The 25522-nt window shown below is 60.1% G+C and carries 20 protein-coding genes, 1 tRNA gene and 2 pseudogenes; 16 read left to right on the top strand and 7 right to left on the bottom strand.

The genetic code is table 11. From position 1 onward, the window contains the following. The 4 genes from B5G09_RS14200 to B5G09_RS14080 all read left to right on the top strand — a co-directional run. Positions 1-250 (top strand): hypothetical protein (locus B5G09_RS14200; protein ID WP_206384422.1); only part of this gene is annotated, 250 nt, incomplete at its 5' end. Positions 251-327: 77 nt separating this feature from the next. After that, positions 328-2559: an inorganic phosphate transporter gene (locus B5G09_RS06930; RefSeq protein ID WP_087404593.1), complete on the top strand. Its 2232-nt coding sequence runs from the start codon at positions 328-330 to the stop codon at positions 2557-2559. 325 nt (positions 2560-2884) lie between these two features. Further along, positions 2885-3463 (top strand): DUF4924 family protein, encoded by a 579-nt coding sequence (locus B5G09_RS06925; RefSeq protein ID WP_087404592.1) that lies wholly within the window; start codon positions 2885-2887, stop codon positions 3461-3463. A gap of 55 nt (positions 3464-3518) precedes the next feature. Next, the gene (locus B5G09_RS14080; RefSeq protein WP_162608249.1) at positions 3519-3659 is read left to right on the top strand and encodes a hypothetical protein; all 141 of its coding nucleotides are present in this window, start codon (positions 3519-3521) and stop codon (positions 3657-3659) included. Positions 3660-3731: 72 nt separating this feature from the next. Here B5G09_RS14080 and B5G09_RS14195 read toward each other — a convergent pair whose 3' ends face one another. From B5G09_RS14195 to rpmH, 3 genes and pseudogenes are all read right to left on the bottom strand, one after another. Continuing rightward, a complete protein-coding gene (locus B5G09_RS14195) occupies positions 3732-4277 on the bottom strand; it encodes a GNAT family N-acetyltransferase (protein WP_206384423.1) in 546 nt (181 codons plus the stop codon). A gap of 63 nt (positions 4278-4340) precedes the next feature. Continuing rightward, positions 4341-4775: pseudogene (locus B5G09_RS14330) on the bottom strand (GNAT family N-acetyltransferase); the annotation flags it as partial. A 79-nt stretch (positions 4776-4854) separates the two neighbouring features. Next, on the bottom strand, positions 4855-5016 hold the full coding sequence (rpmH, locus tag B5G09_RS06915) for a 50S ribosomal protein L34 (protein WP_087311176.1): 162 nt from the start codon (positions 5014-5016) through the stop codon (positions 4855-4857). Between the two features lie 225 nt (positions 5017-5241). Here rpmH and murA point away from each other — a divergent pair, with 225 nt between their 5' ends. Next, entirely contained in the window at positions 5242-6567 is a 1326-nt protein-coding gene (gene murA, locus B5G09_RS06910) for a UDP-N-acetylglucosamine 1-carboxyvinyltransferase (RefSeq protein ID WP_087311138.1), read from the top strand. Between the two features lie 98 nt (positions 6568-6665). After that, the gene (locus tag B5G09_RS06905; RefSeq protein WP_087311137.1) at positions 6666-7259 is read left to right on the top strand and encodes a thymidine kinase; all 594 of its coding nucleotides are present in this window, start codon (positions 6666-6668) and stop codon (positions 7257-7259) included. Between the two features lie 212 nt (positions 7260-7471). Here the strand turns inward: B5G09_RS06905 and B5G09_RS06900 are convergent, their stop codons facing one another. From B5G09_RS06900 to B5G09_RS06890, 3 genes and pseudogenes are all read right to left on the bottom strand, one after another. Then, positions 7472-9016 (bottom strand): sulfatase-like hydrolase/transferase, encoded by a 1545-nt coding sequence (locus tag B5G09_RS06900; protein WP_087404590.1) that lies wholly within the window; start codon positions 9014-9016, stop codon positions 7472-7474. A 155-nt stretch (positions 9017-9171) separates the two neighbouring features. Then, positions 9172-9864 (bottom strand): hypothetical protein, encoded by a 693-nt coding sequence (locus B5G09_RS06895; protein ID WP_087404589.1) that lies wholly within the window; start codon positions 9862-9864, stop codon positions 9172-9174. Continuing rightward, positions 9845-10111: pseudogene (locus tag B5G09_RS06890) on the bottom strand (carbon starvation CstA 5TM domain-containing protein); the annotation flags it as partial. The pseudogene B5G09_RS06890 and the gene B5G09_RS06895, both read right to left, overlap by 20 nt. 212 nt (positions 10112-10323) lie before the next feature. Between B5G09_RS06890 and B5G09_RS06885 the strand changes: the two are divergent. The 10 genes from B5G09_RS06885 (at position 10324) to B5G09_RS06840 (ending at position 24705) form a co-directional block, all read left to right on the top strand. Then, positions 10324-10395 (top strand) — tRNA-Thr (locus B5G09_RS06885). A gap of 237 nt (positions 10396-10632) precedes the next feature. Next, positions 10633-11124, top strand: a complete 492-nt coding sequence (locus B5G09_RS06880; RefSeq protein WP_087404587.1) for a hypothetical protein — start codon at positions 10633-10635, stop codon at positions 11122-11124. 498 nt (positions 11125-11622) lie between these two features. Further along, a complete protein-coding gene (locus tag B5G09_RS06875) occupies positions 11623-14469 on the top strand; it encodes a TonB-dependent receptor (protein ID WP_241147600.1) in 2847 nt (948 codons plus the stop codon). A gap of 53 nt (positions 14470-14522) precedes the next feature. Next, the gene (locus tag B5G09_RS06870; RefSeq protein WP_241147599.1) at positions 14523-15722 is read left to right on the top strand and encodes a DUF4876 domain-containing protein; all 1200 of its coding nucleotides are present in this window, start codon (positions 14523-14525) and stop codon (positions 15720-15722) included. Positions 15723-15835: 113 nt separating this feature from the next. After that, a complete protein-coding gene (locus B5G09_RS06865; RefSeq protein WP_241147598.1) occupies positions 15836-17401 on the top strand; it encodes a DUF6850 family outer membrane beta-barrel protein in 1566 nt (521 codons plus the stop codon). Positions 17402-17430: 29 nt separating this feature from the next. Next, positions 17431-19602, top strand: coding sequence for a hypothetical protein (locus B5G09_RS06860; RefSeq protein ID WP_087404585.1), 2172 nt, complete (start codon positions 17431-17433; stop codon positions 19600-19602). After that, positions 19599-21146 carry a thiol protease gene (locus tag B5G09_RS06855; RefSeq protein ID WP_241147597.1) on the top strand — a complete coding sequence of 516 codons (1548 nt, stop codon included), beginning with the start codon at positions 19599-19601 and terminating at the stop codon, positions 21144-21146. The genes B5G09_RS06860 and B5G09_RS06855 overlap by 4 nt, the downstream gene beginning before the upstream one ends. 11 nt (positions 21147-21157) lie before the next feature. Continuing rightward, on the top strand, positions 21158-21568 hold the full coding sequence (locus B5G09_RS06850; protein WP_241147596.1) for an HmuY family protein: 411 nt from the start codon (positions 21158-21160) through the stop codon (positions 21566-21568). 243 nt (positions 21569-21811) lie between these two features. Next, positions 21812-23401, top strand: a complete 1590-nt coding sequence (lnt, locus tag B5G09_RS06845) for an apolipoprotein N-acyltransferase (protein WP_087404583.1) — start codon at positions 21812-21814, stop codon at positions 23399-23401. A 14-nt stretch (positions 23402-23415) separates the two neighbouring features. Next, complete coding sequence (locus B5G09_RS06840; protein ID WP_087404582.1) at positions 23416-24705, top strand: folylpolyglutamate synthase/dihydrofolate synthase family protein; 1290 nt, start codon at positions 23416-23418, stop codon at positions 24703-24705. Positions 24706-25029: 324 nt separating this feature from the next. Here B5G09_RS06840 and B5G09_RS06835 read toward each other — a convergent pair whose 3' ends face one another. Then, on the bottom strand, positions 25030-25335 hold the full coding sequence (locus B5G09_RS06835; protein ID WP_087404581.1) for a DUF3467 domain-containing protein: 306 nt from the start codon (positions 25333-25335) through the stop codon (positions 25030-25032). Between the last annotated feature and the right edge of the window lie 187 nt (positions 25336-25522).

Raw genomic sequence — 25522 nt, 5'->3', positions numbered from 1 at the left:
GGGATGTGGCGGGACGAAACAGGCGGAACAAGCAAGACAGGCAAAGAAGGAGGAGAAGAAGGAGGGGACAGCAGGAATGACGGGGACGGCAGAGACGGCAGGAACAGCGGGAATGGCGGGGATGGCGGAGATGGCGGAGATGGCGGGGAATCGACCCACGGAATCAGCAGTTTTGAACAACAGGGGCGATTCCGGCCGGCCGAATGCCCCCCAATCGGAGGATGTTTCCGACAGGCCGACGTTAAATTAACGTTAACAATCCCTTTCAATTCCGTTTCATCGGGAAAAATCCAGTAAATTTGTTCTTAAATTGCACTAAAACCAAACATGAGCGAAATCTACACCTTCATCGTCGGTATTCTGGGAATTCTCGCTGTTTCTGGTCTTTTCGTCGGCGTGACGAACGACGCCGTCAACTTCCTCAACTCTGCCATCGGCTCCAAAGCCGCACCCATGCGGATCATCCTGGCCGTCGCCTCGATCGGCATCATCGTCGGCGTGGTCACCTCCAGCGGCATGATGGAGGTCGCACGAAGCGGCATGTTCAACCCCGGACTCTTTACCTTCCACGAGGTGATGATGCTCTATCTGGGCGTCATGTTCGCAAACGTCATCCTGCTCGACCTCTACAACTCCTGGGGACTCCCGACCTCGACCACCGTCTCGCTGATCTTCTGTCTGCTGGGCTCGGCCATCGCCGTCTCGATCTACAAGATCTCGAACGACCCCGCGCAGGGAATCACCTCCCTCGGACAGTACATCAATACCTCCCGGGCCATGGGTATCGTCTCGGCCATCCTCCTCTCGGTGGTCATCGCCTTTACCTGCGGAACGATCATCATGTATGTCTCCCGACTCATCTTCTCGTTCCGATACACGGCCCTCTTCCACCGATACGGCTCGCTCTGGTGCGGCGCCTCGCTCACGGCCATCATCTACTTCGCCGTCTTCAAGGGGCTGGAGTCGATCCTCGACGGGCACGCCTTCATCGAGTGGATCGACGCCCACCTGCTGCTGGCCATCTTCATCTGCTGGATCGTCTGCTCGCTCGTGCTCTTCTTCATCCAGCAGCTCAAGATCAACATTCTGCGCATCACGATCCTCTCGGGAACATTCGCCCTGGCACTGGCATTCGCCGGAAACGACCTGGTGAACTTCATCGGCGTCCCCGTCGCCGGATTCGACGCCTACTCCATCGCCCACCATACGGGTGACGCCGGCATGCTCATGGAGCCCCTCAACGAAAACGTCCCGACCAACTTCCTGATCCTGCTCGCCGCCGGGGCCATGATGATCCTCACGCTCTGGACCTCGAAAAAGGCCATGCACGTCACCGAAACCGAACTCTCGCTCTCGGCCCAGGGCGACGAAGGGCAGGAGCGATACGGCTCGTCGCTCTTCTCGCGCACGATCGTCCGCGCCGCCCTCAACATCAATGCCGGCGTCGAACGCGTCATCCCCCCCAGAGTCCGCAAGGCCATCTCGCGGCGATTCGAATACGAGGATATCGAGCACAGTGGAGCCCCCTATGACATGATCCGCGCCACGGTCAACCTCACCACCTCGGCCCTGCTCATCGCCATGGCCACGTCGCTCAAACTCCCCCTGTCGACCACTTACGTCTGCTTTATGGTGGCCATGGGCTCGTCGCTCGCCGACCGCGCCTGGGGCCGCGAAAGCGCCGTATACCGCATCTCGGGCGTCATGACCGTCATCGCCGGGTGGTTCATCACCGCCCTGGGCGGATTCTTCATCGCGCTGGTGGTCGGGTTCGCCCTGATTTACGGCGGAACCCCGGCCTTCATCATCATCACCATCCTCTGCGGATGGATGCTCATCCACAGCAACTTCCTCAAGAAGGACAAGACCAATGCCGCGGAGCGCCAGCAGATCAAGACCAACGAGGATATCATCGCCGATCTGCGCGACGAGGTCTGCTCGACGATGGAGTCCGCCACGAAGATCTACGACCGCACGCTGATCGCCGTCTTCAAGGAGAACCGAAAGGTCCTGCGCGACATGGTCAAGGAGTCGAACGACCTCTTCTACCGCTCGCGCGAGCGGAAATACTCGCTGCTCCCCACGCTGAAAAAACTCCAGGGTGAGGATGTCAACACGGCCCACTACTACGTGCAGGTCGTCGACTACCTCAACGAGATGACCAAGGCCCTGATGCACATCACGCGCCCGGCCTTCGAACACATCGACAACAACCACGAAGGCATGTCGATGGACCAGACCCGCGATCTGATGTCGATCAACGACGACGTGGAGTCGATTTACCGCCGCATCAACCAGATGCTGCGCGAGGGCGACTTCTCCGAAATCGAGACCGTACTGACGATGCGCGACCAGCTCTTCGAGTCGATCGCCGACGCCATCAAGTCCGAGCTGACGCGTATCAACGAGGCCAAGTCCAACACCAAGGCCTCGATGCTCTATCTGACGATCCTGACCGAAACCAAGAACATGGTGCTCCAGTCGCGCAACCTGCTCAAATCGCAGCAGTACTTCCTGAAGCACCTTTCCGGTCCCGCCGCCAAAACCTGGATCAAATAACCGGGCAAAGCATCCAAAGGCCGAGTCGTAAGAGGGGGGGGGCTGGAGGAGAAGGACGAAAGAGCTGTGCAGAAGGAGCGATAAAGAAGGGGCAGAGCCGGAGAGCGGTAAAAAAGCCGCAGCAAGAGAAGGGGCAGCAAGGAGAAACGGTGAAAGGGATGCTGTAAAGATGGAGCGGTAAGAAGGAACGGTAAAGAAAAGAAGAGGCTGCAAGAGAAGCCGCAGCAAGGAGGAACGGTGAAAGGGATGCGGTAAAGATGGAGCGGCAAGAAGGGACGGTAAAGGCAAGCCCTCAACAAAAGGGAAGCCTCAAAAACGGAAAAACATGGATATTGCAAAAGCCAAACGACGCGAAAATATCGCCGAATACATTCTCTACCTCTGGCAGCTGGAGGATCTGATGCGGGCGCTGCAGTTCAGCCCCGAGGCTATCTACTCGACACTGATCGCCCCGCGCAAAGACATCGCCGAAGAGCAGAAACACATCTTCCTGATGTGGTACCTCGACCTGGCAACGCTGCTCCAACAGGAGGGCAAGGAGGAGAAGGGACATCTCGAACACACGCTCCATCTGATTCAGGATCTCCACGACCTGCATCTGCAACTGTTGAAACTCCCCGTCGGCGAACACTACCGGCAAACCTATGCCCGGCTCGAACCCGAACTGCCGCGGCTGAGAGCCGTGATCGGCAACCCCGGCATGAGTGATACCGAACTCTGCTTCCGGGCCCTCTACGCCTCCATGCTCTACCGAATCAAGGGCGAGGGCAACAAATCGGCCGTAACCGATACGCTGGAGTTCATCTCGCCGGTGATTGCCGAACTGGCCGACCTGTACGGCAAGGTCGAGCGCGGCGAAATCGACCTCTTCAAGAACGATCCCGAGGTGCCCAAGGGCGAATAGGGCGGGGTCTCCGGGGCCAAAAACGGAAGAGAACCGCGTAAAAAGAAAGGAGACAGTGGTGAGGGAGAGAGGAGAGGAGTGGAGAGGAGTGGAGAGGAGTGGAGAAGAGGGAGAAAAAAAGAGGGGAAGAGCAAGGAGAAGGAGTGGAAGAGAGAGCAAGAAGAGCAAGAAGAGCAAGGAGGAGCGGCCGAAGTGAGGCCGGAGAATGGATACAAAAAAACGGATCGACCGTCGGGTCGATCCGTTTTTGTCTGAAGAGGAGCCGGGGCTATGCAATATCCAGCCCCATGATGTAGTCGTTCATGTAGAATCCCCCGCCGATCGGGAAATCCCCCTCGCGCAGACGCCGCATGCCCATGTGTTCATAGAAGTGCAGGGCCCGGTTATGACGGTTGACATTCAGTTCCAGACGACACGGCGTCGGTGAGAGGCGCCGCACATGCGCAACGGCCTGCCGGAAAAGACGGCCTCCGATACCGTGACCCTGGGCCTGCGGCAGCACATAGATCTTCTGCAGGTGAAAAAGAGCCTCACCCTCTCGTTCGACGGAGACATAGCCGCACGGCACACCGTCGAGAAAGGCCAGATAGAAGCAATGTCCTTCGCGGAACTGTGTGCGGAGACTCTCCTCCGAATACATCCAGTCCATCATGTAGTCGAGCTGCGACGGGGTGAGAATCTCACGGTAGGTGGCCGGAAAGGCAACCTCGGCAACCTGCCGGATCAGCGGAATATCGGACTCCGAGGCCCGGCGCAGATAGACGTGCTGCAAGGCCTGCCATTCGTCACGACTCAGGCACAGGATCTCACCCATCTGCGGCAAACCGCCGGCGAGATTCTGCAACCCGGATTCGGTCCGAAGATAACGAAAGCCGCACTTCTCCATCACGCGTCGCGAAGCTTCGTTTCCGACAAAACAACTGCCCCAGAGCGCCGTCAACTCCAGCTCCTCGAACGCACGGCGAACCAACTCGCCCAAGGCCTCCGGCATCAGTCCACGGCCTCGCCACGACGTACCGATCCAATAACCGACCTCGGCTTCGGTTGTTCCGAGCCGGAAATGACTCGACGACGGAAAGAGCAATCCGACGCATCCGACGGGCCGCCCGCTCTCCCGCAACACCACGGCATAGGTTTCAGGAGAGGCAAAAACCGTACGGATCACCCCGGCACTCTCTTCGACACTGCGGTGAGGCGGCCAACCCGCAGCAGGACCCACCTGCGGATCCCGCGCTACGGCGTACAGATCGGAGGCATCCTCCAACCGCCACGGACGAAGCTCCAGCCGTCGTGTTGTCAAGGTTTCAACCATGGTTGTCCGGATTTCTACAGGCCCCAACGAAAGAAGGCCGACTCGATAAAAGTCGGCCTTAAACCTTTCTGCCGGAAACTTATGCGTACTTGAACGTCGACTCGTCCGATACGGTCAGTTTCTTGCGCCCTTTCGCGCGACGCGCTGCCAGCACCTTGCGACCGTTGGCCGTAGCCATGCGAGCACGGAATCCGTGCTTGTTGATACGCTTGCGACGCGAAGGCTGGAAAGTTCTCTTCATTGCCATAGCTATCTGTTTTTTGTTGTTTCAGACATTTTTACGGATTGCAAAAGTACAACAAAAAAACGATCCGCAAAAATTTTTCACGAAAATATTTCATTTCTACGGGTAAAACCCCCTTTTTCAATTATCTTTGTAGAAGAACAGTTCGCTCCGGAGCCCTCGACATAAACCGTCGCCGCATCCGGAGCCCCTGTTTTACGAATCCGTTAACAAACATCCGAAATGGCTATCTTCAAGGTCGAAGGAGGGCACCGCCTCCACGGTTCGATAACCCCTCAGGGCGCCAAAAACGAAGCCCTCGAAATCCTCTGCGCAACGCTCCTTACCCCCGAACGCGTCGTCGTGAGAAACATCCCACGAATCCTCGACGTCATGCAGCTCATCGAGCTGCTGCGACGCATGGGCGTCATCGTCGAACAGCTGGCCGATGACACCTACGCCTTCCAGGCCCGCGATATTGACTTCGAATACCTCCGCTCGGACGACTACCGACAGCGGTGCACCCGTCTGCGCGGTTCGGTCATGCTGATCGGACCGATGCTGGCCCGTTTCGGAGTCGGATACATCCCCAAACCCGGCGGTGACAAGATCGGCCGCCGCAGGCTCGATACCCACTTCATCGGATTCCAGAAGCTCGGCGCCAAGTTCAACTTCGACATCGCCGATGACTTCTTCATGGTCGAGGGCCGCGACCTCCGGGGTAACTACATGCTCCTCGACGAGGCCTCGGTCACCGGTACGGCCAACATCATCATGGCCGCCGTCATGGCCCGCGGCATCACGACCATCTACAACGCCGCCTGCGAACCCTACGTACAGCAGCTCTGCCGCATGCTTAACCGCATGGGCGCCCGCATCTCCGGAATCGCCTCGAATCTGCTCACCATCGAGGGCGTCGACTCGCTCGGCGGCACCGAACACATGCTGCTGCCCGACATGATCGAGGTCGGCAGCTTCATCGGCATGGCCGCCATGAACCGTTCGGAGCTGACCATCCGAAACGTCTCCTACGAAAACCTCGGCATCATCCCGGCACAGTTCGCCCGCATGGGCATCCGCTTCGAACAGCGCGGCGACGACATCTACATCCCCCAACAGGACCACTACAGCATCGAAACCTTCCTCGATGGTTCGATCATGACCATTGCCGATGCCCCGTGGCCCGGGCTGACCCCCGACCTGCTGTCGATCTTCCTCGTCGTCGCCACCCAGGCCAAAGGCGCCGTACTGATCCACCAGAAGATGTTCGAAAGCCGGCTCTTCTTCGTCGACAAGCTGATCGACATGGGTGCCCAGATCATCCTCTGCGACCCCCACCGCGCCACGGTCATCGGCCACGACCACCGCATCTGTCTGCGCGCCACGCGCATGACATCGCCCGACATCCGCGCCGGCGTCGCCCTGCTCATCGCCGCCATGTCGGCCGACGGAGTCTCCACGATCCAGAACATCGAACAGATCGACCGCGGATACAAGGACATCGACGTGCGGTTGAATGCCCTCGGCGCTCGGATCACCCGGCTGGACGAATGTGAGATGCGCAAATAACCGGCCGGAAGACCCGATCGCCCGGACGTCGGTGGCGGCACGAAAAGCCCCGGCGGCCGATGATACCTCGTGTTGTATTCAAAACTTTTCCGATAGTTATGTTTCTTGAAAATGCCAGCCGAAAGGGCTGGATCGAAGTTGTCTGCGGTTCGATGTTCTCCGGAAAGACCGAAGAGCTGATCCGCCGGCTCAAACGGGCCCAGTTCGCCCACCAGCGCGTCGAGATCTTCAAACCCCGCATCGACGTCCGCTACTCCGAGGAAGAGGTCGTCTCGCACGACGCCAACGCCATTCGGTCGACCCCCGTCGAGTCACCGCAGAATATCCTGCTGATGACCTCCGACGTCGATGTGGTCGGCATCGACGAGGCGCAGTTCTTCGACGAGAGCATCGTCGACGTCTGCCGGCAGCTGGCCGACAGCGGGGTGCGTGTCATCGTCGCCGGGCTCGACATGGACTACACCGGCAAACCCTTCGGGCCGATGCCCGCCCTGATGGCCACGGCCGAATACGTCACGAAGGTCCACGCCATCTGCGTCCGCTGCGGCAATCTGGCCCATCACTCCCACCGCCTCACCAGCGACGACAAGCAGGTGATGCTCGGGGCACAGGACAGTTACGAGCCCATCTGCCGCCACTGCTTCCGCGAGTTGCGCCAGGCCGAGTTGGCCAAGGAGCAGGAAAAGGAGTAAAAACAGACGCTCGCCGACACGGACGCTCGAAAAGCAGCGTCACACGCCCGCTGTATCGGAAGGGATGGGGCTGCCGGAGCGACCGGGAAAAGCGGCGAAGTTCTCCGGGAAAGCCGTTTCAAAGAAAACCCGGCCGTCGTATGGACGGCCGGGTTTTCTTTCTGCCCAATCCGAAGAGGGACCCGTCTGAGCGAAGACGTGTCCGGATCCGGTTACCGGACCGTCGGCTTCACCGCCTCGCGCACCTCCGCAAGGCGTGCCAACAGACCGGCCACCACCTCCGGATGTTCGGCCGCCACGTTGTGCTGCTCGCGCGGGTCCTCGCGCAGATCATAGAGCTGCGGCTCGGGCGAGTTGCCCAGTTCGGTCCGGGTCCAGAACTCCAGCGCCGGACCGTCGCTCGGCTCAAGGTATTTCCACGGTCCCGAAATAAGAGCCAGCGTATTGTTCAGATTCTGCTCGACGATGAACTCCCGGTCGGTCTGCGTCTCGCCGAGAAGCACCGGCAGGCAATCGCGGCTGTCGGGGGCGGCCGCGGCGGGAAGTTCGGCACCGGTCAGGGCCGCCAGCGAGCGGTAGACGTCGATCTGCGAAAAAAGCGCAGGCTGTTCGCCCGGCTGCACGCGGGAGGGCCACCGCACGATGAACGGCACACGCGTCCCGGCCTCGTAGAGGCTGTACTTCCCGCCCCGGTAGATGCCCATCGGAGTGTGGCCGTTCAACAGCTCGCGGGCCTGGTCCTGGTAGCCGTCGTCGATCACCGCGCCGTTGTCCGAGGTGAAGATGAAGAGCGTATGGTCGGCCAGCCCCAGGCTGTCGAGCGTGCGCATCACCTCACCGATCGTCCAGTCGAGCTGCAGGATCACGTCACCCCGAGTGCCGAGACCGCTCTTGCCCGCAAAACGCGGATGAGGAACCCGCGGCACGTGGACATCCTGCGTCCCCATATAAAGGAAGAAGGGTTCGTCGCGGTGGCGGGCGATGAAGCGCGTGGCCTTCGCGGTGATCGTGTCGGCGATATTCTCGTCGACCCACAGCGCCGACCGGCCGCCCGTCATCCAGCCGATACGCGGAATACCGTTGATGATCGTATTGTTATGTCCCTGGCTCGGCCGCAGTTTTACCAGTTCGGGATTCTCCGCGCCCGTGGGCCAGTCGCCCACCTTGTGGTCGTAGCTCACCGTGATGGGGTCCTGCGGGTCGAGTCCCACGACGTGGCCGTTCTCGACAAAGACACACGGCACGCGGTCGACCGTCGCCGGAATCAGGAACTCGTAGTCGAAACCGATGTCGCGGGCCCCCGGACGGATCTCCGTATTGAAGTCCGTTCCGCCGGCCGGGCCCAGTCCCAGATGCCACTTCCCGACGGCTGCCGTCGCGTAACCCGCATCGTGCAGGGCATCGGCCAGCGTATAGCACGCCGTGTCGATGATCAGTTCGGAGTTGCCCGGAGCGATACCCGTATTCTGCTGCCGCCACGGGTACATGCCCGTCAGCAGTCCGAAGCGCGACGGCGTACTCGTCGCCGAAGTGGCGTAGGCATTCGTAAAGCGCTGGCCCTGGGCCGCCAGGCGGTCGATGTTCGGCGTCGAGATCTTCGTGGCGCCGTAGCAGCTCAGATCACCGATGCCCAGGTCGTCGGCATAGATGAAGATCACGTTCGGAAGGCGCGGCGAAGAGGTCGTCGTCTCTCCGCAGCCCGAAAGAAGGGCAGCTGCCGGCACGGCAGCCAACAGGCAGCAGGGGTTGGTTTTCATAGTCATCAATATCGAGTTTTTCATGCGATTCTCATACGGCCGGCAAGCTAACGGACAACCCGGCAAACGGACCGCTGCGCCGGACAAGCGGGGAAACGCCGGCAAACAGCCGCGGCAACCACTTCACGTCCCCGCAGGAGTCTCCTCCGGCTCCTTCACCGGGCCGCCCGAAGCGCGTCGATGAAGACCGGCCACAGCGACCACAGATTCTCGGTCTGCAGCCACAGCTCCCGGGCCTGGGCCGCTGCCGTGGGGTGTTCGCTCTCGATGTCGCGCAGGTAGGCCTCGTCGGCCGGGTGCTCCGCAGCCGTAAACTCCTCGAACCACGGTGCAAAGTGGCTCCGGAACCGCTTCAGCTCCCCTTCGGGCAACTTCCCGTCGCGGCGGTAGCCCGACCACAGCAACAGCAGCTCCCGCGCCGGAGATTTGTCCGAAAGGTCGTTGATCACCTCGTCGAAAAGCTCGTCTTCGCCCATGGCCAGGTAGTCGAAGGCCAGCAGCTGGCTCCCCTCGAGGTGATCCTCCGGATCGAGATCGAGCAGCATCTCCAGCAGCGCCGCCGACATCTCGAAATCGTTGATCAGAAAATGGTCGATGGCCGAAGCATGGATCAACTCCAGCGCCGCACGTGAATTGCGATGGTTCCACTCGAGATTCACCTCCTCATCCTCGGGAATGAGCCCTGCCAGGCGCTGAAAAGCCCGGAACCGGGCATTGCAGGCCTCCTCGACATTCCCTTCACGCTGCATCCGCCGCGTGTGGGCCAACACCTTCTCAAAATCATAGGGGCCCTCGCCGATCACTTCGAAGGTCTGATCCGGCGTAGGCTCAAGCATCGCCTTTTGCATAATCGCGTCGCAATTTGAAAATCATCAACAAAAGAACTCCCAACGTCACCACGCCTCCCAGCACATAGGCCCAAAGCCGGTTCTCCAGTCCGAAGAACTGCTCCGAAACAAACAGGAACGATGCGCAGACATAGGTCATGAAGAGCGCCGGAAGCAGCGCTACCCACACATTCCAGCGATGCCGCATCAGGTAGACGGCAATCGACCACAACACCAGCGTCGCCAGCGTCTGGTTCGTCCACGCGAAATAGCGCCAGACAGATCAGAAAGGTTATCATAACACGACGGGGCGTCAGTTTTTCTGCGAAGATAACAAGAAATGAGAATTTTTTTGCAAAATTGTTGCAGAAAAAAAATTTTTTGCAGATATTTGCAGTCCCAAAGCGAACCGAACGGCTGCAGACCGGCGCTGCGAAGTGAGTCAAGGGGGGGGGTAGGGAAAGGAAATTTACCCCAAAGGCCGAATTAGCTCAGCGGTAGAGCACTTCACTCGTAATGAAGGGGTCCCGAGTTCAAATCTCGGATTCGGCTCGAAAGAGGAGGCAAGGAAAGGTGCCTCCTCTTTTCGTATACAGGCCTCAACAGGGCTGGCGTAAACGGGCGGCTACAAAACCCAGAGCAACGCCGACCGCCGCCTCCATAAAGCCGGCAGTCTCCTATCTCTATGGTACGGTCGCTATTGGCCTGCCCGGTGCGGTTCTCTTCAACCTGTCGGCACGCCATTCGGGGCCGGTCGGGGCGGTTTGGCCCCTCGTAACGGCCATCGCCATGACGGCCGGCGCCATGGTCTATCTCGCCGCCCACAAACGCTGGAACAAACTCTCGATCAAAACCATCAAAGGCACCATCCGCTCAAACGGCCTCAAAGTCGTCGACGAGAAGTGGCTGCGCAAAAATCTCCAGCAGATCTGCGGCGGTGCCTTCTCCCGCGAATGGGGTATCTTCCGCATCAAACCCATCAACACCTACGGCTGTTACAAACTCTTCGTCTACGAATTCCCCGAACCCCGCGAAATCCCCGAAGCCCGTTACGGCGCCGTGTGGATCGATACCTCGACCAGGCAGGCCGAATACTACACGCTCGAATACTCGTTAGACAACCGGCGGGTACTGGGCAGCATGACCGAAGAGCAGCACGCCAATGACGGCAGCATCGATTCGCCCGATCTGAAACGCTTCATCCTCTGGATCCTCGAATCCAACAAGGAGCCCGAATGCACCCTCAAACACCGCGACGAAGACTCCGAACCGGTCAACTGACCCCCCTCCGCCCCCGAAACCCAAACCCGATATACCCATTTTTGGCGATTGACCGCTTCGGCGGACGGCCCTACCTTTGCCGGCGAGAAAAAACCCAAGCCATGCCCCAGCATCCATCCGCCAAAAACGACGCCGCACCCATGCGGCAAATCCGTCCATACGACATTCCGCCAGCCAATTACCACAAACGGTCCATGCAGGTCCTCGTCTCAATCAGTCATAAACGGGGGAATCTCCAAACAAAGATTAATTAAAAAACTTTCAAACTCCGATATATTTCCTGAATTTATCATTATATTTGCACCGTAACGATTGTTTCTTGCCAATCAATGCAAGCCATAATAAAATATTGAAATGATGCGATTTCGCTTACAGAAAAATCTAAATTAAGCCAATCGACGTCATAAAATATATTTATTTAATACAATTGATTGCAAATCGTAACTTTCCCCGCCGGTTGGAACGAGGAATTAGAAGAGAAACCGATTAGATGACCCGATGATGAGACGATTTTTGCGACTTCTGACCCTGACCCTGCTCTTTTTGCCGACCGCATACACCTCCCGAGCCCAAAAGAATACCACCCCCCTCTACTCGATCTCGGGACAGGTTGTCAATGCCGAAACCGGTGCCCCCGTGCCCCTGGCTTCGTTCGTGGTCAACAACACCCTCGGCGTGGTCACCGATGAGGCCGGAAAATTCAAACTCGACCGGCTGAAGGGCGGCCAAATCACCTACCACGTCTCCTTCCTCGGATTCAGCCCCGTAGAGCGAAAGATCATCCTCTCGGCCGACATCAAGGATCTCAAGATCGCCCTTGAACCCCTCACGCTCGGTCTCGAGGAGGTCGTCGTCACGGCTCAGCCCACCGACGCCGGTTCGACCTCCAAGATCGGCGAAGAGGCCATCCGCCACATTCAGCCCATGAGCATCAGCGACATGTTCCAGCTCCTGCCCGGAAACCTCTCGACGAACCCCGGACTGAACGTCGCCAGCCAGGCCTCGATCCGCGAAATCGGATCCAATGCGAACAACGCAATGGGTGCCGCCGTGGTCGTCGACGGCGCCCCGCTCTCGAACGACAGCAACCTCCAGGCCCTCTCGCCCTCGCTGGCCGGCAGCGCCTCCAACCAGTCGATGAACGGTATGAACGATCAGACCACCGCCGGAAAGGGCGTCGATCTGCGTTCGGTATCGCCCGACAACGTCGAATCGATGGAGGTCATCCGCGGAATCCCCTCCGTCGAGTACGGAAACCTCACCTCCGGCGTGGTCATCGTCAAGACCAAGACCGGAGCAACCCCCTGGGAGGCCAAATTCAAGGCCGATCCCTATTCGAAGATGATCTACGCCGGAAAGGGCTTCGCCCTCGACAACGGAGGCGCCATCAACGCCGGCGTCGACTGGACCCAGTCGTTCGGCGATACCCGCAAACGCTATCTGGGATACGACCGCATCACCGCCACGATCGGCTACTCGAACAACATCGATGTCGCCGGACGGCCCATGCTCCTGCGCATCAACGGCACCTTCTACTCGAACGTCAACAACAGCAAGACCGACCCGCAGATGCAGATCACCAGCAGCACCTATGAAAACCAGAACATCGGCGCCCGCCTCAACCTCGAGGGCAGCTGGAAACTCAACGGCACCGTGCTCTCGGCCCTGGACTGCAACCTGATGGTCTCACAGTCCTATCAGAGCGACCGTCTGCACGAGTATGTATCGTCCCCGAGCGGCGTGATCACCAACACCACCACTCCCGGCATGAACGAGGGTATCTTCCTCCCGTCGACCTACTACTCGGACTACGAAATCGAAGGCAAACCCCTGAATATCTATCTGCAGGTCAAGGCTAACAAGATTATCCAGTTCGGGGGGGGGAATTTTACGAACCTGCGCATCGGCGCCGACTGGCGGTATGACGCCAACTACGGCCGCGGTCTGATCTTCGACGTGCTGCTGCCGCCGCAGAGCACTTCGAGCCAGACGCTGCGTCCGCGTTCGTTCCGCGACATCCCGGCGCTGAACAACCTCGCCCTCTTCGCCGAAGACCGTCTCAACCTCAAGCTCGGCTCCACGTCGCTGGCCCTGCAGGCCGGTGTGCGTCTGACGAACATGTTCCTCGATCCGCAGGCCCGTCAGGACGACATCTTCACCGTCGAGCCTCGCTTCAACCTCACCTACACGCTCTTCGACGGACCGAAAAGCATGCTCGCCCTCACCGGCGGCTGGGGCCTCTCCTACAAGGCGCCAACGCTGCTCTACCTCTATCCCGACAACGTCTACTTCGACCGCGTCAGCCTGGCCAAGGTCTCGAATTCGGACCCCAACGGCTCGCTGGCCGTCCTGTCGACCGACATCCTCACCAATCTGGCCAACCCGGATCTCAAACCCGCCCGCAGCCGCAAGTTCGAGGCCGGTCTGACCTTCCGTCTCGGAACCGTGCGCGGCGCCGTGACCTACTTCCACGAAAAACACACCAACGAGTTCGGTTTCGCTTCGCGCCCCCACTACATGCACTACGTGACCTTCGATGTCCCGACCTCGGCCACCGATCTGCGGTTCGAAGAGGGACAGGTCACCTACACCGACCAGGCAGGCCAGAAAACAACCGCCGCAACCCGTCAGGATGACTACATCGGGACCTATTACTCCCCGACCAACAACTCGCGCAGCGAAAAACAGGGCGTCGAATACAGCCTCGATCTGGGAACGTGGCGCGCCCTGCGCACCTCGCTCATCATCGACGGAGCCTGGTTCCACATCCGACGCACCGACGAACAGGACTATTACTCGAAAGTCACCGAAAACGACGACTACATCCGTCTGATGCCCGCCGGAAGCGGCACGATTCAGGATCGCGTGAACACCAACTTCCGATTCATTACCCACATCCCGCAGCTGAAGCTCGTCTTCTCGACCACGATGCAGGTCGTCTGGTACGAAAGTGAACAGAACATCTGGCAGGACGAGGCCGGAAACAACCGCTTCCAACCAACCGCCGACGGACAATTCCTGCAGATCTGCCCCCTGGGATTCTACGACAAACAGGGCAACTACACCCCCTGGCAGACGGAATTCGCCTCCGACTCGCGGTACTCGCAGATGGTCTCCCGATCCCTGCTGACGGCCTACGACCGCGAAACGTTCCGCCCGTGGGTGATGTTCAACTTCCGCCTCACGAAAGAGATCGGCCGGATCGTCGAACTCTCCTTCACGGCCAACAACTTCACCCGAACCTCCCGCTGGCACTACTACGACACCCGCACCGGATACAAGCAGATCTACCCCGACATGTACTTCGGCGCCGAACTCAAACTCCATATCGGCAGCAAACGCTGATCCTTCCGATATTTCTTCGAAAACAACCCAGAGTAATTTAAAATAGAAAGACGATGAAAACGATGAATCTGAGGGCTAAGGCCCTCCTGCTCCTGGCCTCGGGAGCCCTCTTTGCGACCGGCTGCAGCAGCAGCGACAACGATGATAACGGAACCGGCGGTGGCAGCGGTTCGAACAAGTTCAACCTTACGGTCACGCTGACCGCTCCGTCGGGATACGAAACCTCCGACCTGCCCGCCATGTCCGTGACGGCCGTCAACGCCGACAAGGAACTCACCTATACCGAAGAGCTCGCCGCCGGCGAAAACTCCGTCACCTTCGAAGTCTCCTCGGGCCAGTACCGCATCACCGCTACCGGCCAGTATTCGAATACAATCTCCTTCACGGGTGCCGCCCAGGCCGATGTATTCGCCGATCAGAGCGCTACGATCGAACTGGCCGAAGTCAACGAATCGCCCCTGTTGTTCAAGGCTATCTACTCGACGTCGAGCCCCGCATACTCGATTACGGACACCTATTTCGAGATTGTCAACAACTCGGACAAGGTGCAGTATCTCGACGGTCTGATCGTCGCCTCGGTCACCCCGTCGACCACCGCCACCAACCCCTGGGAGACCGTCTTCCCGCTCTATCCCGTCTATGGCGTGGCTGCGGCATTCCCCGGCTCGGGCACCGAATATCCGCTGCAGCCCGGTGAGAGCATCGTCGTGGCCAATGACGCCACCGACTGGACTGCCAAACAGGGCGCCGATCTCTCGGGCGCCGACTGGGAAGTCTATATTCCGAACGTCTCCATCCCCAGCGCCGACGTCGACTACGATGCGGCCAACCTGATCATCATCTTCAACGAAAACACCCAGCGTCAGCTCAATCCCGGATTCATGAAGGGCGCCTTCCTGCTGGCCAAACTGCCCGACGGCATCACCCCCGAAGCCTATGCCAGCGACAGCGAAAACTACATGGTCGAACCCAATACGACCAAAAGCCAGCGCAACCTGATGATTCCGAGCAGCTATCTGCTCGACGCCGTCGAGATCTGGGACGCCACCGAACCCGAACAGGCTCAGCTGCTCATGGCGCAGGATGATGCGGGCAAGGCCTATGTCACCGGATTCTCCGGCAAGTGCATCCGCCGCAAGGTCACCAAGATCGAAAACGGCCGGGCCTACTATCAGGATACCAACAACTCGTCGAACGACTTCCTGACGGATCAGCCCCTGACCCCCGGTCAGGAGCCCACGCAGGCCGACTGACGGCCCTCATCTGCCGTCGTCCGCGGACGACCCTTCCTCAACCGAAACGGCTCCCTCGTCAAGGGCAGAGCCGTTTCGGTTCAAAACAAACCTTATCTAACGGATCTACTGTCATGAAAAAATTCCCGACCAGCGTTCTGTGTCTGATGTGTGTGCTTGCGGGCGGGGCCTCGCTCCGGGCTCAGGAGAAGGTGCAACTCCCCGTCTACAAGGAGTTGGAACGCTCCGGAAACCTCTTCTCCGAAAGCCACAACCCTACGTCGCTGTGGTTCTCGCCCCTGAGCAATATGATCGACTTCCAGGCCGATTACAAGCTCGAACGCGGCGACTTCCACGACCTGGACGAATCGTCCAAAACCGGACACTTCGGCGTCGGAATGGCCGGCCGGCAGCGCTTCAACAAGGTCGTCTGCGCCGGAAGCATCCGATACGACGACGGAAAGGAGTTCGCCCGGCGTTGGAACTCAACCCTGCAGATTGCCGACGACAATCCGTTCATCCTCGGCGATTCGATCCCTTCGGACTTCAACACCCAGCGCTTTGTGCTCTCGGGAAACGTGGCCTACCATCCGTTTGACAGGCTGACTCTCGCCCTCAAACTCGACTACGATACCGGAAGTTCGGCCAATCAGACCGACCCTCGTCCCAAAACCGACGGCATGCATTTCGTCATCACACCCGGTATCCAATACGGACTGGGCGCCGGATTCTCGCTGGGCCTCTCCGGATCGTTCAACCTCATGAGCGAATCGATCACCCACACGGTGCTCGATCCCCGCGAATCGTACGTCTACTTCCGGTTCAACGGTCTGGGCGACTACAGCACCATCTCGACCGGTACGTCCCAAAGCTACCCGCGCGACTACAACGGCACGGAGTATACCGGGGCCCTGCAGCTGGCCTGGGATTCGGGACGCGGCATCGCCAACCTGCTCGAGGTGCGCTACGCCTCGAACAGCGAAGAGGCCCGCGACGGCGGAGCCACGTTCACCTTCCTCGGCGGAGACTACTCGCGGACGGGATTCTCGGTCAGCGACCGCATCCGCTTCGGAAACGAACGCCGCGTCCACAACCTCATCATCGGCTGGCAGCACAAGACCGTCGAGGGCATCTGGTACGAACAGACGGCCTACTACGATCCCGAAAAGAACAACCAGCTCGCATTCAAGATCCAGACTTCGGGCCTCAAAAACCGGGAAACCGCCTCCACCCTGCAGGGTGAATACCGTTTCGACCTGCTGCGCGAAGGGACTCCCAGTTTCTCGCTCGATGCCGGCGCACGGCTCGAACAGTCGGAAACCATCCACTACGAAGGCGACGGAAACAGCCGCAAATATACCCGCATAACGGGCGGCGTCACCGCCTCGAAGTTCTTCTTCTTCGGTCGCAACCAGCTGACGGCGACACTCGGCGTAGCCGGCGGCAGCGCCCTCAACGCCTCGCAAACCGTACAGGAGCGTCTGCGCGAGGTATACACCGACCCGCAGTTCGAATACATGACCGGAACCTGGATGGGCGGCAACGTCGAAATCCGCTACCGGAGGCTCTTCGGCAACCTCTGGGGTGGTCTGTTTGCCCGCGCAGCCCTCAAATACTACCTGGGCGCCAACACCTTTACCGACCGGTACGACGCCACCGACCGCCGTTGCTTCACCTTCGGCGCCGAAATCCTCTTCTGAAACACAACACCTCAAACACGACTAACAACATGCATTTTCTGAAAAAAGTGCTCCTCGCAGCGCTTCTTCTGTGCCAGGCCCCGCTCCTTGCCGCCTCGCACAGTGGTTTCGCCGTCGTCATCGACGAAAAAAGCTACGCCGAAGCGCGTCCCCAGGTCGACGCCTACATCGCCCAGATCGAAACAAGCGGTCTGAAGGTCCATCTGGTCATCGACCGAACCTCGCAACCCGATTCGCTGCGGAATCTGCTCCGAGACCTCCACGCCCAGAAAGAGGCCCCGATCGAAGGAGCCGTGCTGATCGGCGATATCCCGGTCGTCATGGTCCGCGACGCCCAGCATCTGACCAGCGCCTTCAAGATGGATCAGGAGGCCTTCGACCGCTGGGAATCCTCCGTGCCGTCGGACCGCTTCTACGATGACTTCAGCCTCCGGTTCGAACCCATCGGCCCCGACTCGATCCACCCCGGCTGCTGCTACTATTCGCTGACGGCCGAATCCGCCCAGCAGACCCGTCCCGACATCTACTCGGGTCGCATCCGCCCCACGGACTGCAACGGCACGAGCCGTTATGAAAAGCTGCGCCATTATCTGGAAAAGGTCGTGCAGGCCAAGCTGCATCCCGAACCCGTCGACCAGATCCTCTTCTTCAGCGGCAACGGGTTCATCTCCGAATCGATGGTGGCCCGCATCGACGAAAAGGCAACCCTGCTCGAACACTTCCCCTGGCTCGAGCGTCAGCGCAACGGTATCAGCTACATCGACCACAAACGCGACGTCCACATCAAGTCGCGTCTGAAAAACGAAATGCGCCGCCGCGACCTCGACTACGCCGTCCTCCACCATCACGGAGACTGGAATACGGAGTACCTGAACGACCTGCCCAAAACCAACAACACCCGCGAGCAGATCGAACAGATCAAACTCTATCTGCGCGAATCGATGCGCCACGCCGCCGCACACGACATCCCGGCCGACAGCGCCCGCGCCCGCATCGCACGCCGCTACGGCGAGTTCCCCGACGCGTGGTTCGACGGAGCGGACGATGCCTCGCTGCGCGCCCGGGACTCGATCTATCTGAGCGATCTGGACCTCTATCTCGAGGATTTCGACAACTATGACCCCGGCTGCCGCGTCGTGTCGCTCGACGCCTGCTTCAACGGATCGTTCCACCGCGACAACAGCATCGCCAACGCCTATATCTTCGGCCCGGGTCAAACCGTCGCCGTCCTGGCCAATTCGGTCAACGTTCTGCAGGACAAGTGGATCGACCGCTATGTCGGACTGCTCGGTCTGGGCATGAACGTCGGCAATCTGGTCAAGTACGCCCCCTATCTCGAACAGCACATCATAGGCGACCCGACCTTCACATTCGCATCGGCCGACCCGAAGATCGATGTCAACCGTCTGCTGCGCGACGACAAGACCTCCACGTGGCGCCGCATGCTCCGCGAGGAACGTTACCCCGCCCTGCAGGCCCTGGCCGTCGAAAAACTCTTCCGCCGCGGTGAACTCTCCTCGCAGGAATTGCTGCGCATCTTCCGCGAAAGCCCCAGCCATCAGCTGCGCATGCAGAGCTTCATCAACCTCTCGGAGTGCCGCGACGACGCCTTCATCGAGGCCGTCTCGCTCGGTATGACCGACAGCTACGAAATGGTCGAGCGTTTCGCCGCCAACGTCCTCGCCCGCAGCGGCGACGAGCGGCTTATCCCCGCCATGATCGCCGCCTCGATCCGCAACAACACCTCCGAACGCGTCGAATTCGCCCTCAAACAGGCCATGCCCATGTTCGAAGAGAAGAAACTCCTCAATGAGTTCGAACGCCAGTTCCCGCAGACAAACTACCTCGATGCCCGGAACGTCCACGACCAGATCCGCCACGCCATCGAGGTCAACGCCAACCGCTGGATCGCCCCCATGCAGAAGATCATGAGCCCCGACTGCTCGAAAAAGAGCCGTCTGCAGGAGATCCGTTCGATGCGGAACTACCACATCCACTTCCTCGTGCCGCAGCTGCTCGAGTACATGCGCTCGTGTGACGACCCCGACGTGCAACAGGCCATGCTCGAAGCCTTCGGATGGTTCACCCTCTCGGTCAACCGGCAGATGATCGCCGACACGGCCCTCGAAATGAGCCGCGACGAGAAGCTCGCTCCCGAAGTCCGCAACGAGGCTCTGAAAACCTTTAACCGGCTGAAATGATGAAACGTCTGCTGCTCGCAGGGCTGCTCGCCGCCGTCATCCTGCCCGTCGCGGCCCAGCCCTATCGCAAAAGCTATGCGGTGCCGACACCCACCGAAGAGGTGCTGAGGATCCGTCGCTCCAGCGCCTGGACCCCCTCGACGCCCGACCCGGTGCAACTCCCCGCAAGCGTCGACAACTCGACGCTCAAGTTCTTCCCCAAAGTGTTCAACCAGCAGGGAGGTTCGTGCGCCCAGTCGTCGGGCATCCGCTACCTGTTCACCTACGAGATGAACCGGGTGCGCGATCTCGACGCCCGGGCCTCCGACGAGAACACATACAGCTACTTCTTCACCTGGAACTTCCTCAACGAAGGCATCGACCAGGGCGGATTCGCCGAACAGGGCCTCAACATCGCCAAACAACAGGGTGCCATGTCCCTGGCCGACTTCCCCGATCCGACGTTCATCTCCGGCTACATCTGGGCCTCGGGATATGACAAGTACATCCGCGCCATGCACAACCGCGTGAAGGAGATCTTCACTATCGACGCCACCACCCAGGAGGGCATCGATCTGGCCCGCCGTTACCTCTACGACGCCGGAAACGGAAGCCCCCACGGCGGTATCCTCACCTATTCGGCCCTGGCCAACGGCTGGACCTTCGACACCGACTACTCCGGCCCCTCGCAGACCGGGTACAACTACCTGCTCACCAAGCTGGCCACGGACGGAGCCCACGCCATGACCATCGTCGGATATGACGACACGGTCGAATTCAATGACGGGCAGCAGACCCATCGCGGCGCCTTCATCGTCGTGAACTCCTACGGCGAATGGTGGGGCGACCGCGGACGGTACTATCTGCCCTACTGCTTCTTCCTCACCGATCGGAGCCCCTCGGTGCTGAGCCACGAATTCACCGGCTGCTCCTGCACGGAGTATACCCCGAAGGTCATCTTCCGCGTCAAGGTCTCCTACACGTCGCGCAACGACCTCGCCTTCACGATGGGCGTCGCCGACAAACCCTACGCCGTCACCCCGACCATAACCGTGCAGCCCCCCATCGCCATCAACCAGGGCGGTGACCACCCCATGCAGGGCGAATATGTCGACAACGGTAATACGATCGAACTGGCCTTCGACTTCTCGGAGGTCGCCGACCGATACGCCGGCTATGCCGAACCGAAATACTTCCTGTCGGTCACCCGCTCGGAGATCGGCAAACTCGGAAGCGGTACGCTCGACGCCTTCTCGGTTGTCGATGCCCGCGATGCCGACCGTCCGCAGACCTACACGTGCGAACTGGAGAACCCCGTTCCGCTCGAAATGGGCGCCAACCTCTTCTCGATCGCCACCACCGCCCTGCAGACCACCTCGGCATCCGCCGTATCGTGGATTGACAACTTCGGCGTGCCGTTCACCTCGCCCTACGTGCTGCGGACGGCCAGCGGCAAGTATGCCAAGTTCTCCGTCACGGACTACGATGCGGGCAGCGGCCGCCTGACGATCCGTTACCTCTATCAGCACGACGGATCCCGAAACCTGAACAGCTTATCGGATTAAATCGCATGCGTATGAATACACGACACAGGATCATCGCGCAAATGGCTCTGGCCGGCTGTCTGTGGCTGGGAGCCTGCTCGCAGGACAACAGCAATACGCCGGGTACACCCGCCGAACCCGCCCGCGTCGAAAGCCTCACCATCGAAGGACTCAACGACCAGACGTGGGTCTACGTCTCGCTCGAACAGGGCAAGGTCGTGGGCTCAAGCCCGCTGGGCGACGAGGAGCAGGATGCCGCCTGGAAGGCCCGCACCGATTGGGATTTCGCCCTCTGCGGCGAGCTGATCCGCACCAACAGCGGAACCTCCGGTACGGGCAACGGCGGTATTCAGCCGGTGACCAACAAGAGCTTCAACGCCCTGGACGAGGCCCCGACCGACGGATATACGGTCGACACGGACGACCGCATCATACGGCACTGACCTCCCCGCACCGAACTCACCCGAAAAAGGGACGTTTGCCCGTCGGCAGACGTCCCTTTTCACAGGCTGTCCCGCCGGCCGGAAAAGGCCGGTCCGACACCGGTCGCCGACTGCCCCCGCAAACAACCGACCGTCCCGCATCCCGGCGCCCTCGGTCCACTCGGCTCCCGCACGGCCAAATCACGAAAATATTTTGAAATATGACGGCATTTGACTACTTTTGCGCCATAAAACCACCCCCTGATGTTGCGCAGATTTGCAGCGGTAATCTATTCGGCCATCTTCCTCGCTCCGGGATGGCTCGGCGCCACGGGCTTCACGCTCTTCGCCGGACTCGTACCCCTGCTCTGGATCAGCGATTCGCTGAGCGCATCCCGCCGCGACTGGTGGCGGATGTTGGGGTGGGCCACGCTGGCATTCGTGCTGTGGAACGCACTGACCATCTGGTGGATCTGGTATGCAACGCCCGTCGGACCCGTGGCCGCTACCGTCGCCTCGACGTTCCTCAATCTGATCGCTTTCATGCTCTTCCACACCGTCTCGAAGCGTGCCCACAAGGCCCTGGCCTACGTCACGCTCGTCACGGCCTGGATCACGACCGAATACTGGTACACCGTCGGCGACTTCTCATGGCCCTGGCTCATCCTCGGAAACGGCTTTTCGCACGCGGTCTGGATGGTGCAATGGTACGAATACACCGGTGTCTTCGGCGGTTCGCTCTGGGTGCTGGTGGTCAACATCCTCCTCTTCGAGGCCTGGAAGGAGCGCCGCAACCCGCGCAAATGGAGCGCCGCGGCTGCAGCCCTGATCCTGCCGATGGGAGTGTCGCTGGCGGTCAGCGCCGGATGGAAGCAACCCGACGAGGGAACGGTCCGCGTCAGCATCATCCAGCCCAATGTCGACTGTTACGACAAGTTCCACGGCGACGCCGAACGGCAGGAGCAGAATATTCTCGATCTGCTCGGACAGGTGCCCGACGACGCTCAGTTCATCCTGCTGCCCGAAACCGCCGTCCCGGGATATTACGTCGAACCCGCACTGAGCGACTTCCCCTGGAGCAGCGACGAGGCCGGGGCCTTCTGGCTGCAACTCACCGATTCGCTGCGCCGCAACCATCCCGACGCCCTGCTCGTCACCGGCGCCAACACCATCCGCCGCTACGCCCCCGGCGCACAGACCGAAACCGCCCGCCGCGACCGCTTCTCGAACGGGTACTACGATGTCTTCAACACGGCCGTGGGACTCGACTCCGCTGGCCGCATGCAACTGCACCACAAAGGCCGGCTGGTCATCGGCGTCGAAAACACCCCGACGTGGGTCTTCGACGTCTTGCGTTTCCTGGTCATCGACCTGGGCGGTGTCGTCGGGCAGATCGGAAAAGGAACCCACGGATCGGCCTTCGAGCATGACGGCGTCCGGGTCGGCCCGGCCATCTGTTACGAGGGTCTCTACGGCGACTTCTACGGCGATTTCGTCCGCCGCGGCGCCCAATTCATGGCCATCGTCTCCAACGACGGCTGGTGGGGCGATACCCCCGGCTACAGGCAGCTCTTCTCGATCTCGAGGCTGAGAGCCATCGAGCACCGCAGGGCCATCGCACGCTCGGCAAACACCGGAGAGTCGGGTTTCATCTCTCCCACGGGAAAGGTCGGACAGACGCTCGGGTGGGAGGAACGAGGCACTCTCTCGGCGGAGGTGACCCTCAACTCACAGATGACCTTCTACACCCGCTACGGAGACTTTGTGGCCCGCATCTCGGAGTATGTGCTGCTGCTCTGCCTCCTCTATTTCGCAGCCTACCGCGTCAAGCGACGAAACCATCTTGTGAAATAATTCATTTTGCTGTCATGAACTATAACCAGACTCTCGAATTCCTCTTTCAGTCGTTGCCCGCCTTCGAAACCCAGGGCGCAACGGGGTACAAGCCGGGATTGGAGCGGATCTCCGCATTCTGCCGACACATCGGAAACCCCCAGCGGAACTTCTTCACCATCCATGTGGCCGGTACGAACGGCAAGGGCTCCGTGGCACACATCATCGCCTCGGTGCTCCAACAGGCCGGATACCGGACCGGACTCTTCACCTCGCCCCATCTGGTCGACTTCCGCGAGCGCATCCGCGTCGACGGCGAGATGATCCCCAAACAGAAGGTCGTCAACTTCGTCGACAAGCATCATGACAAGATGGTTGAACTCGAACTCTCGTTCTTCGAAATGACCGCGGCCATGGCTTTCGACTACTTCGCACAGAGCGACGTCGAGGTCGCCATCATCGAAACCGGCCTCGGCGGCCGGCTCGATGCCACGAACATCATCGTCCCCATTCTGAGCGTCATCACCAACATCGGCCTCGAACACACCGCCCTGTTGGGCGACACTCTCCCGAAGATCGCCCGCGAAAAGGCCGGAATCATCAAGAAGAGCATTCCGGTGATCATCGGCGAAGCCGATCCCCGCTACAACGAGGTCTTCGAACAGATCGCAGCAGCCAACAAGTCGCGCGTGATCTATGCCGAAAAGGAGTTCCGCTGCGAGGAGCACCACACAGAGGGTGATTACCAGCACTTCCGGCTCCGCCGCACACGCGACAACCGGGAGTTCGATGCCGAACTCGATCTGAAGGGCGAATACCAGGTCCGCAACATCGTGACGGCTTCGGCCGCCGTCGACTTCCTCCACGAGGAGACCCCGCTGACGATCTCCCGCCGCGCCTATCTCGAGGGTCTGCGCAATGCGGCTGCCAACACCTCGCTCATGGGCCGCTGGCAGAAGCTGGGCGACGCCCCGCTGACGATCTGCGACACGGGGCACAACGCCCACGGAATCGCCTGGGTGGCCGAGCAGCTCCGCTCGACGCCCCACAGAGAGCTCTACTGCGTCATCGGATTTGTCCGCGACAAGGATCTGGCCCACATTCTGCCCCTGCTGCCGCGCGAAGCCCATTATCTCTTCACACAGGCCCGCTCCGAAAGGGCGCTTCCCGCCGCCGAACTGGCTGCCAAGGCTGCCATCTACGGGTTACAGGGTGAAGCCTTCGGGGAGGTGGGCGAGGCCCTGAAGCGGGCTCGCGAACAGGCTTCGGCCGAAGACATGATCTTCATCGGCGGAAGCACCTACGTCGTGGCCGAGGTGCTCTGATCCCGGCGGGCGAAGGGGCGAGCGGAAAGGCCGGCAGACAGAGAAACCGGCGGGCGGACGAAGGGGCGAGCGGAAAGGCCGGCGAGCGGAAAGGCCGGCGGGCGGACGAAACCGACGGGCGAAGAAGTCGGCCGAACAGGTGCGACCGTCGCAGATCTCCAACGAAAAACCGGCCCGGCAACCGACACGCAGCATCCGGCCCCCGCAATTGACTCGCTGAACCCGTTCCCGCAATTGACTCGCAGAATCCAACAGACTCGTAGAATCCCGCCCCCGCAAACCGACAAAAAAGAGCGAAACCCCGCAAGGTTCCGCTCTTTTGCATCAGGCCTGGCCCATTTTGGGACCCGTATCCGGAATCGGCGTCGGGGTCGGAATCTCAATCTTGCCCACGTTGCTCTCGTAACGGATGATGTTGTCCTGCAGCGAGCGAAGCAGCCGCTTGGCATGCTCCGGCGTGAGGATAATGCGACTCTTGACCCGCGCCTTCGCTACCCCCGGAAGCACCGTCGCAAAGTCGATGATGAACTCCGAGGTGGAGTGCGATATGATGGCCAGATTCGAATAGTGTCCCTGGGCCACCGAATCGTCCAACTCAAGGTCGATACCAAACTGTTTCATCTCTGCCATTCCCTTCGAAAGATTTGGTTTATGCAAATTTAACCGCTTTCGGCCCTCGATGGACAACCCCCGGACCAAAAGTTTTCGATATTTTATCAACAGTCCCGACCTCCGGAACATACTCCCGGACCCTTTTTTCCCGTTTGTTGCCGCGGATACGATCCTTTTTCGTATCTTTGTCATCCAAACCTGCACA

The sequence above is a fragment of the Alistipes sp. An54 genome, assembly GCF_002159375.1.
Taxonomy (GTDB): domain Bacteria; phylum Bacteroidota; class Bacteroidia; order Bacteroidales; family Rikenellaceae; genus Alistipes; species Alistipes megaguti.
This window is presented reverse-complemented; position numbering and strand designations above follow the sequence as displayed.

Excerpts from the sequence above, each read along its gene's own strand:
- B5G09_RS14195 (WP_206384423.1), bottom strand. The coding sequence starts at position 4,277 with ATGGGTGAGATCCTGTGCCTGAGTCGTGACGAATGGCAGGCCTTGCAG.
- B5G09_RS06930 (WP_087404593.1), top strand. The coding sequence starts at position 328 with ATGAGCGAAATCTACACCTTCATCGTCGGTATTCTGGGAATTCTCGCT.
- B5G09_RS06880 (WP_087404587.1), top strand. The coding sequence starts at position 10,633 with ATGACGGCCGGCGCCATGGTCTATCTCGCCGCCCACAAACGCTGGAAC.
- rpmH (WP_087311176.1), bottom strand. The coding sequence starts at position 5,016 with ATGAAGAGAACTTTCCAGCCTTCGCGTCGCAAGCGTATCAACAAGCAC.
- B5G09_RS06835 (WP_087404581.1), bottom strand. The coding sequence starts at position 25,335 with ATGGCAGAGATGAAACAGTTTGGTATCGACCTTGAGTTGGACGATTCG.
- lnt (WP_087404583.1), top strand. The coding sequence starts at position 21,812 with ATGTTGCGCAGATTTGCAGCGGTAATCTATTCGGCCATCTTCCTCGCT.
- B5G09_RS06905 (WP_087311137.1), top strand. The coding sequence starts at position 6,666 with ATGTTTCTTGAAAATGCCAGCCGAAAGGGCTGGATCGAAGTTGTCTGC.
- B5G09_RS06850 (WP_241147596.1), top strand. The coding sequence starts at position 21,158 with ATGAATACACGACACAGGATCATCGCGCAAATGGCTCTGGCCGGCTGT.
- B5G09_RS06860 (WP_087404585.1), top strand. The coding sequence starts at position 17,431 with ATGCATTTTCTGAAAAAAGTGCTCCTCGCAGCGCTTCTTCTGTGCCAG.
- B5G09_RS06875 (WP_241147600.1), top strand. The coding sequence starts at position 11,623 with ATGATGAGACGATTTTTGCGACTTCTGACCCTGACCCTGCTCTTTTTG.
- B5G09_RS06870 (WP_241147599.1), top strand. The coding sequence starts at position 14,523 with ATGAAAACGATGAATCTGAGGGCTAAGGCCCTCCTGCTCCTGGCCTCG.
- B5G09_RS06840 (WP_087404582.1), top strand. The coding sequence starts at position 23,416 with ATGAACTATAACCAGACTCTCGAATTCCTCTTTCAGTCGTTGCCCGCC.
- B5G09_RS06865 (WP_241147598.1), top strand. The coding sequence starts at position 15,836 with ATGAAAAAATTCCCGACCAGCGTTCTGTGTCTGATGTGTGTGCTTGCG.
- B5G09_RS06925 (WP_087404592.1), top strand. The coding sequence starts at position 2,885 with ATGGATATTGCAAAAGCCAAACGACGCGAAAATATCGCCGAATACATT.
- murA (WP_087311138.1), top strand. The coding sequence starts at position 5,242 with ATGGCTATCTTCAAGGTCGAAGGAGGGCACCGCCTCCACGGTTCGATA.
- B5G09_RS06900 (WP_087404590.1), bottom strand. The coding sequence starts at position 9,016 with ATGAAAACCAACCCCTGCTGCCTGTTGGCTGCCGTGCCGGCAGCTGCC.
- B5G09_RS06855 (WP_241147597.1), top strand. The coding sequence starts at position 19,599 with ATGATGAAACGTCTGCTGCTCGCAGGGCTGCTCGCCGCCGTCATCCTG.
- B5G09_RS06895 (WP_087404589.1), bottom strand. The coding sequence starts at position 9,864 with ATGCAAAAGGCGATGCTTGAGCCTACGCCGGATCAGACCTTCGAAGTG.